The following is a 7,101-nucleotide window of genomic DNA, read 5'->3' as shown; positions in this document are numbered from 1 at the left end:
TTAAGCAGCAAATAAAGGACTAAATCCCCGTTTGCGTAGTAATTTTCGGTACATACTGGAGCTTCGGTCCGCAGGAAAATGCGCTTCTAAAGATAAGTCCAAAGGTAAATATTCAGGTTTCTGGTTTTCCACAATTACACGATCTTCCTCGAAAATTTTCATATTAAAGGCATAGGCCTCTTCAACCGGTAAATCTTTATCATAATTGCGGCAAATGGGCGCAAAAAGTCGTGTTGAACGTGCAGTCATCGGTGAAGCCGCATTCATGATGACCTGCTTGGCATGATTTGGAAAATGAATCGTAAGTGTGGCGGTAAAGGGTAGGCTGACTTCGAAATGACGTAACCATTTAAAATCTTCCTGACCACGTTGCTTGGTTCCGATCGGATAACGTCCCACGCTACTGATATAATCTGCATTAAAACCAACATCCGTTTCTGTCGTACTGTAATCAGGAACTTCTACATCCTCCGGATCGCCAAAAGTATCTGGATGCACCCAGGCAAAATGGGCCACATCGATAAAACCTTCGAGCTGTCTTCCTGCAAAACATTGAATGTCTATCTGAGGGCAGACCAGTTGCTGATACTCAGCATCCTCCCAAAAAGGCATGTTAGGAATATGAGGTTCTGCATCCTTTGCAGCGCTTAACGAACACCAGATCAGACCATACTTTTCTACCGCAGCATAAGTTTTTAGATGGAAGCGCTCCGATATTTTATGCTGGGGATGGGCAGGGATACGATTGCATTTCCCCTCACTGCCAAACCGTAAACCGTGATAACGACACACCACACCTTGACCGTCATTTTCCCCCAAGCTTAAAGGTACACCGCGATGCGGACATGCATCTTTCGCCACCACCAGTTCATCATTCATTTTATAAATCACCAGAGGCATATCGAGCAGCATGCTACTCGTTGGCTGATCTGTAATGTCACGCACAAGCGCAATCGGATACCAATACTGAGCCAAGAGATACCAGTCATGTTCCTCGAATGTCATATGGACCGGTAAGTCGGGGTTAAACGTGGCGATATTTGTATTCATAATGGGTTCTGTGTCGTGACCTTTAGCTGAACTATAAAACAGCAAGGTGTTCTATGAAATTTCAATTAACTGGACATATGCTTGCGTAAATCAGAACACTGACAGGCGATTAAAAATGAACATAAGCCTCTATTCCAGTTTTTTATGTTTCACCACACAAATATTGTGATGGGATATTTCTAAGCTTAAATCTCGCTGAAAATATTTTTTTTCAAAAAGCGTGCTCTCTCTTTCAATGCTCTACTTTGGCGCATAAATTGCTTATCACGCATATAGAAAATTGATCTTTTACTCAGAATCCATAAGGAATTGAAGTGACTACTAGCTACTTACGCGGACAAGCGCTTATCGACAGCATTTGCAATGCACCTTATTCGCGTGACCTGATTGGTTATCATAGCGAACCACCGAAAGTGGAGTGGCCAAACGGCGCTCGTATCGCGGTCCAGTTTGTGCTGAATTATGAAGAAGGCGGTGAAAACCACATTGAACATGGCGATACAGGTTCAGAACAGTTTTTATCTGAAATCATTGGTGCTCCCAGCTTTCCAGATAAACATATGTCGATGGATTCGATGTACGAATATGGTTCACGAGCAGGTTTTTGGCGCATTCATCAGGAGTTCCAGAAACGTGGTTTGCCGATGACTATCTTTGGAGTCGGCATGGCATTGGTACGTAATCCTTATGTGGTCGAGGCAATTAAAGCAGCCCATTATGATGTCGTTTCACATGGACAGCGCTGGCTACATTATCAGGACATGCCGCTTGAACTGGAACGCCAATATATGGATCAGGCGATCAGCGTTTTGGAAAGCCTGTTTGGTGAAGCACCTATTGGGTGGTATACCGGTCGGGACAGTCCGAATACCCGTCAACTCCTGGCTGAATTTCCTCAAATCAAATATGACGCTGATTACTATGGGGATGACTTGCCATTTTGGAGCACCTTGACCAATCAGGCAGGGGAAACACGTCCGCATTTGATTATTCCTTATAGCCTGGATAGCAATGACATGAAATTCAGTGCACCGGGTGGTTTTAATAGCGGGGAACAGTTCTATCACTATCTCAAAGATGCTTTTGATGTGCTCTATGCCGAAGGCGAAACTGCGCCAAAAATGCTGTCGATTGGTATGCACTGCCGTATTTTAGGACGACCGGGACGTTTTAAAGCACTACAAAAGTTCCTGGATTATATTCAGAATCATGACAAAGTCTGGATTTGCCGCCGTGGGGATATTGCTGAGCACTGGTATAACCATCATGCGCCATAATCATAAAATATATTTGAAAAGATCAGTTTAAATGCTCTTTTTTGATTCATGCACTTTATAAAAATAACAAACACATCAGCTTTGGCACTGTTATTGCAAAACCAGTTTTAAATAACCAAGCAATATAATCAGGCGATTGAATAGTGCAACTTATTGAATTTAATCAAGCATCAGCAGAAGATGCGATGATCTTTTTAAGGCACTGTGTGCAAATACCCAGCTGGTCAACCAAGCTTGCAGCAAAACGTCCTTATGCATCGGTTGAGGAGGTTTTGAATGCAGCGAAACAACAAGCGGCGACCTGGAACTGGGATGAGATTAAAACTGCGCTGGATAATCATCCCCGTATAGGTGAAAAACAGGCACAGGCTGAATTAAGTGAAATAGAAAAAGACTTTTCCCATCGTGAACAATCTGGCATTGCAGCAGATGACGATACCCAGCTCGCTCTGCTTAAAGGCAATCTTGCTTATGAAAAAAAATACGGTTTTATTTTTCTGATTAAAGCCGCAGGATTGAGTAGCAAAGACGTCCTCCAAGCCCTGAAATTTCGTTTGCTGAATGATCCAGAAATTGAGAAACAGATTGTTCATCATCAACTGGCAGAAATTGCCTTGTCACGACTGGCTCAGGAGCTTCATGCATGATTAGCACGCATATTCTGGATACGCATCTGGGAAAACCTGCACCAGACGTGGTCGTTCGACTTTTTTCAGAAGACGGTTGCCTGATCACGGAAGCAAAAACCAATACAGACGGCCGCGTCAGTGATTTTGGCATGATCGATTTAAAAACAGGTGTCTATAGTCTTGAGTTTTTTACATCTGCTTATTTTGAAAATTTGGGTTTAGAAACTTTTTTTCCTAAAGCAGTTATTCATTTCTATATGAAAGATGCATCCCAGCATTTTCATATTCCTTTGTTGATCAGCCCATTTGCGTACTCCACATATCGCGGAAGCTGATTTTATATTTAGACTTTGAGGGTGAGAAAAAAATGACAGAAGAAAATAGAACAATTTCACCTGAACATGAATATTTAGGTGCGGGAAAAAGTGCAGCCTATGGTTTACAACACGTACTGACCATGTATGGCGGAATTATCGCACCGCCTTTAATCGTGGGAACGGCAGCCGGCCTAGACGCTTATCAAATTGGATTATTGATTGCAGCGGCGCTATTTGTCGGTGGTTTAGCCACGATTTTGCAAACCGTTGGGGTGAAATATATCGGCGCGAAATTACCTTTGGTACAAGGAGTTTCTTTTGCCGGGGTTGCGACGATGGTGGCGATTGTGACCACAGGCGGCGGCTTACAAGCGGTCTATGGTGCAGTTATTGTCGCATCATTGATTGGTTTTTTCCTCGCACCTTATTTTTCCAAAATTATCCGTTTCTTTCCACCAGTCGTGACAGGCTGCGTGATTACAGTGATTGGTCTGTCCTTATTGCCGGTGGCAGTCCGCTGGATGATGGGCGGCAACAACAAAGCACCAGAATGGGGAAGTGTTGAAAATATTGGTCTGGCACTGATCACTTTAGCTTTAGTGATTTGCCTGAATTTAAGTCGACACGCTGCTATTCGTCGTTTGTCTATTTTACTGGCAATTGTTTTAGGTTCAGTACTGGCTTATTTATTTGGTTTTGGTGATTTCTCTAAAGTTGCGACTGGTAGCTGGATCCAAGTACCCAGCTTCTTCGCCTTTGGACTACCGACTTTTGAGCTCACTGCCATTATTTCTATGCTTATTGTTACTCTCGTGATTATGACCGAAACCACAGCAGATATCATTGCAGTGGGTGAGATTGTCGGAACCAAGGTAAATTCGGAACGTATTTCCAATGGCTTACGTGCCGATATGTTATCGAGTGCGATGGCGCCTGTTTTTGGTTCATTCATGCAAAGTGCTTTTGCACAAAATGTGGGTTTGGTAGCCATTACTGGAATTAAAAGCCGATTTGTTGTCGCAGCTGGGGGCATGATTTTAGTAGTGCTGGGTTTACTGCCGATTATGGGACGTTTGATTGCTGCCATTCCTGTACCTGTACTGGGCGGTGCTGGTCTGGTGCTTTTTGGAACAGTCGCTGCGAGTGGGATTCGTACCTTGGCTAAAATTGATTATAACGAACAAAAAAATCTAATCATTGTTGCGACCGCTATTGCAGCCGGCATGATTCCAATTATTGATCATTCTTTTTATGCCAACTTTCCAAAATGGGTACAAACCTTATTTCATTCGGGGATTAGCTCCACCTGCTTAATGGCCATTTTACTCAACCTGTTGTTCAATCAACAAAACCTATTTAAAAATAGAAGTACAGCGACTACAGAAATTGTGGCAAAGATTCCACATTAGAAAATTTAAACCAGGATGAAAACATTCCAGAAAAATGGACTGTTTTTTTATCAAAAATTAAAAATGTTGGCTTTGTTTTTGCTTAATTCAGAATGTGATTTTTTCATTCCACTGGGGACCCTTATTTATGAAATTCACTCAACTTACTGCTGCAACATTACTTGTATTGGGTGCGGCATCCGCACAGGCAAAACCGATCTGGCAAGACTTTAGTGTCACCGGACTTTATGGGGAAAACTATGAGGTGGTCGATGAGAAACAGGCTACTGCGACCTTTGAATATACGGCAAAAATAAAATATGCAGATGTATTCTTTTTCATTGACCGTATGCGCGGTGCAGATGACTTTAAATCAAGTTATTTTGAATTTTCACCACGTTTAAGTTTGGGAGAAGTGTCAGGTCAGAAGCTTGCTTTTGGTCCGGTTAAAGATGTACTGGTTTCAACGACCTGGGAAGGTGGAGAAGGTTTTGATAACTTCCTGTACGGCGTAGGTTTCGATCTGGATATCCCGTATTTCCGTTATGCCAGCATTAATCTTTATCGCGTGAATAATGAGAATATTGATGATGATTACCAGTTGACACTGACCTATGGCGTGCCAATTAAACTGGGTGCTGAAGAATTCCTGGTCGATGGCTTCCTGGATTGGTCAACAGAAGAAGATACTCATGACAGCGAGATGAACTGGACCACCCAATGGAAATGGAATGTCGGTAAACACATTTCTCCAGACACCAATTTATATCTGGGAATTGAACATTCTATCTGGAACAACAAATTCGGTATTCCAAATGCCGATGAAAATAATGTCAGTGCTTTAGTGAAATATCACTTCTAGGCAAAGTGATGAGGAAATAAGTTAAAAGCCCTGATAAAAAGGGCTTTTTTTAATGTGCTTAAAATACGATCTGAATGTTTTCAGGAAAAGTATACACATCACAGTTCGATCCGTTGCCTATACGGTCCACCACCACAAATTCACTAGGTGCTTCAAACGTCAATAAAGGATGATGCCAGATTCCGGCACGATAATTTATCCCTTGAGAACCATCACTGATAAATGCCTGAATCTGACTGAGATCGGGCTGCACTTGATCAAGCATAGGGGCAACCACAATTAAAAATTGCTGGCCTTGCATCGGAATAAAGGCCTGTGAACCCAGAGGATGTCTTTCCAGCATCGAAATTTGAAAAGGAATTGCGGTGGCTTGTATATTTCTAAAAATACTCAGTCCAACCTTAGCATCACTTTCTACTTCAGCCAAGGCATGATAACGCTCGGTCTGCTGCTCATTGATATGAAAAAAATGATTACCCTGACAGGCAATTACTTCTCCAAAAGGCAGAAAACTTTCCGTGCTTAAAGGCTGTATTTTTATGCTTTGCATATGCATGCTATTCATCACTTAGGCCACTTTTCCCCAGAGCCGAATCCGGCTAATACCGCCGTCCGGAATCATATTGACGCGGATGTGGGAAATTTTTTCGTGTTGTAAAATTTCATTGATGTAATGATGAATATGATCCATTTGCATGGGCTGCGCTTCTAATAAAAAAGGCCAGAACATGCTTTGTGGAATGAGTTGCTCATCGGTGGCATCTTCAATATAGATGGCTTGAATAGAAACCTCGGCAGGGAAGTTACCTTTAAAATGGGCGGTATCAATTTCAATTTTCTCGATTCCGGCACTGGTGCCTAAGGCCAAAATACACCAGTCAAATCCTGGAGCACGGCGACGCTTGGTTTCCCAGCCATCGCCCATGTTAATACCACGTCCCGGATTAATCAGATTGCGTGGATGTCCAAAATGCGCATCGCTATAGGCAACGACACGGCCACCATTTTCTAGTGCCAAGACATCCAGCACTTGATCACGATCTTGCAAATCGATTTTTACCTGGCCATAAACCTTAAAACGTGCAATCCCACCGTCAGGATAAATATTCAAACGGACATGGGTAAATATCTGCTTTACTGAAATCTGAAAAATATGATGCTGGGTGGGTCCCAGGACATTATTTTCCAGAATGCTGATCCATTCTGCCTGATCAAGATTCCCATCTGTCGCATAACATGCTTGCACAGCAGCTGAGGCTGGATAATTGCCGCTAAAAAAAGTCGTATCAATATCGAGTGCCTGGATTTGACCCACAACAGCAAGTTTAATGATGGCCCAATCATAGCTCGCGTGGCGCTTGCGACGGGTTTCCCAGCCATCCATCCATTTGCCATGCTCATCAAACTTGTCTTCGATAAAGACCGGTGCCTCAAACTGCAACATGCGTTTCGCTTCAGCAAAAAACTCATCTGAACATTCAAGAATTTCTGCGCCAATTCGCGCATCTGCAAGGTTACTTAACTGCTGTAGTGGAGCAGGCAGATCAAAAATCGGAGCTAACAAGGTCGCCATCTTAA

The 7,101-nt window shown here is 42.8% G+C and carries 8 protein-coding genes; 5 read left to right on the top strand and 3 right to left on the bottom strand.

Annotation, left to right across the window (positions count from 1 at the left end; translation table 11 throughout):
• The gene (locus WAK81_RS13605; RefSeq protein ID WP_422197572.1) at positions 1–1,050 is read right to left on the bottom strand and encodes a Rieske 2Fe-2S domain-containing protein; all 1,050 of its coding nucleotides are present in this window, start codon (positions 1,048–1,050) and stop codon (positions 1–3) included.
• A 314-nt stretch (positions 1,051–1,364) separates the two neighbouring features.
• On the opposite strand from WAK81_RS13605, the gene puuE reads away from it, so the two are divergent.
• The 5 genes from puuE to WAK81_RS13580 all read left to right on the top strand — a co-directional run bounded on the left by puuE (position 1,365) and on the right by WAK81_RS13580 (position 5,523).
• On the top strand, positions 1,365–2,327 hold the full coding sequence (gene puuE / locus WAK81_RS13600; protein ID WP_422197570.1) for an allantoinase PuuE: 963 nt from the start codon (positions 1,365–1,367) through the stop codon (positions 2,325–2,327).
• A gap of 143 nt (positions 2,328–2,470) precedes the next feature.
• Positions 2,471–2,974 carry a 2-oxo-4-hydroxy-4-carboxy-5-ureidoimidazoline decarboxylase gene (gene uraD / locus WAK81_RS13595; protein WP_422197568.1) on the top strand — a complete coding sequence of 168 codons (504 nt, stop codon included), beginning with the start codon at positions 2,471–2,473 and terminating at the stop codon, positions 2,972–2,974.
• Positions 2,971–3,291: a hydroxyisourate hydrolase gene (gene uraH, locus WAK81_RS13590; protein WP_422197566.1), complete on the top strand. Its 321-nt coding sequence runs from the start codon at positions 2,971–2,973 to the stop codon at positions 3,289–3,291. The genes uraD and uraH overlap by 4 nt, the downstream gene beginning before the upstream one ends.
• A 32-nt stretch (positions 3,292–3,323) precedes the next feature.
• A complete protein-coding gene (locus WAK81_RS13585; protein WP_422197564.1) occupies positions 3,324–4,682 on the top strand; it encodes a nucleobase:cation symporter-2 family protein in 1,359 nt (452 codons plus the stop codon).
• 127 nt (positions 4,683–4,809) lie between these two features.
• Positions 4,810–5,523, top strand: coding sequence for an outer membrane protein OmpK (locus tag WAK81_RS13580; RefSeq protein ID WP_422197562.1), 714 nt, complete (start codon positions 4,810–4,812; stop codon positions 5,521–5,523).
• Positions 5,524–5,581: 58 nt separating this feature from the next.
• Here the strand turns inward: WAK81_RS13580 and WAK81_RS13575 are convergent, their stop codons facing one another.
• Together WAK81_RS13575 and alc are read right to left on the bottom strand one after the other, a co-directional pair.
• A complete protein-coding gene (locus WAK81_RS13575) occupies positions 5,582–6,079 on the bottom strand; it encodes an ureidoglycolate lyase (RefSeq protein WP_422197560.1) in 498 nt (165 codons plus the stop codon).
• Between the two features lie 12 nt (positions 6,080–6,091).
• Positions 6,092–7,096, bottom strand: coding sequence for an allantoicase (gene alc / locus WAK81_RS13570; protein WP_422197574.1), 1,005 nt, complete (start codon positions 7,094–7,096; stop codon positions 6,092–6,094).
• Positions 7,097–7,101 lie beyond the last annotated feature (5 nt).

Source organism: Acinetobacter sp. (assembly GCF_049284435.1).
In the GTDB taxonomy this organism is placed as follows: Bacteria; Pseudomonadota; Gammaproteobacteria; order Pseudomonadales; family Moraxellaceae; genus Acinetobacter.
The sequence above is the reverse complement of the archived record's forward strand: the minus strand, read 5'-3'. Positions and strand labels throughout refer to the sequence as shown.

Bases quoted from the DNA above. Each gene is read 5' to 3' on its own strand.
- WAK81_RS13580 (WP_422197562.1), top strand. From the start codon at position 4,810: ATGAAATTCACTCAACTTACTGCTGCAACATTACTTGTATTGGGTGCG.
- alc (WP_422197574.1), bottom strand. From the start codon at position 7,096: ATGGCGACCTTGTTAGCTCCGATTTTTGATCTGCCTGCTCCACTACAG.
- WAK81_RS13575 (WP_422197560.1), bottom strand. From the start codon at position 6,079: ATGCATATGCAAAGCATAAAAATACAGCCTTTAAGCACGGAAAGTTTT.
- uraH (WP_422197566.1), top strand. From the start codon at position 2,971: ATGATTAGCACGCATATTCTGGATACGCATCTGGGAAAACCTGCACCA.
- WAK81_RS13605 (WP_422197572.1), bottom strand. From the start codon at position 1,050: ATGAATACAAATATCGCCACGTTTAACCCCGACTTACCGGTCCATATG.
- WAK81_RS13585 (WP_422197564.1), top strand. From the start codon at position 3,324: ATGACAGAAGAAAATAGAACAATTTCACCTGAACATGAATATTTAGGT.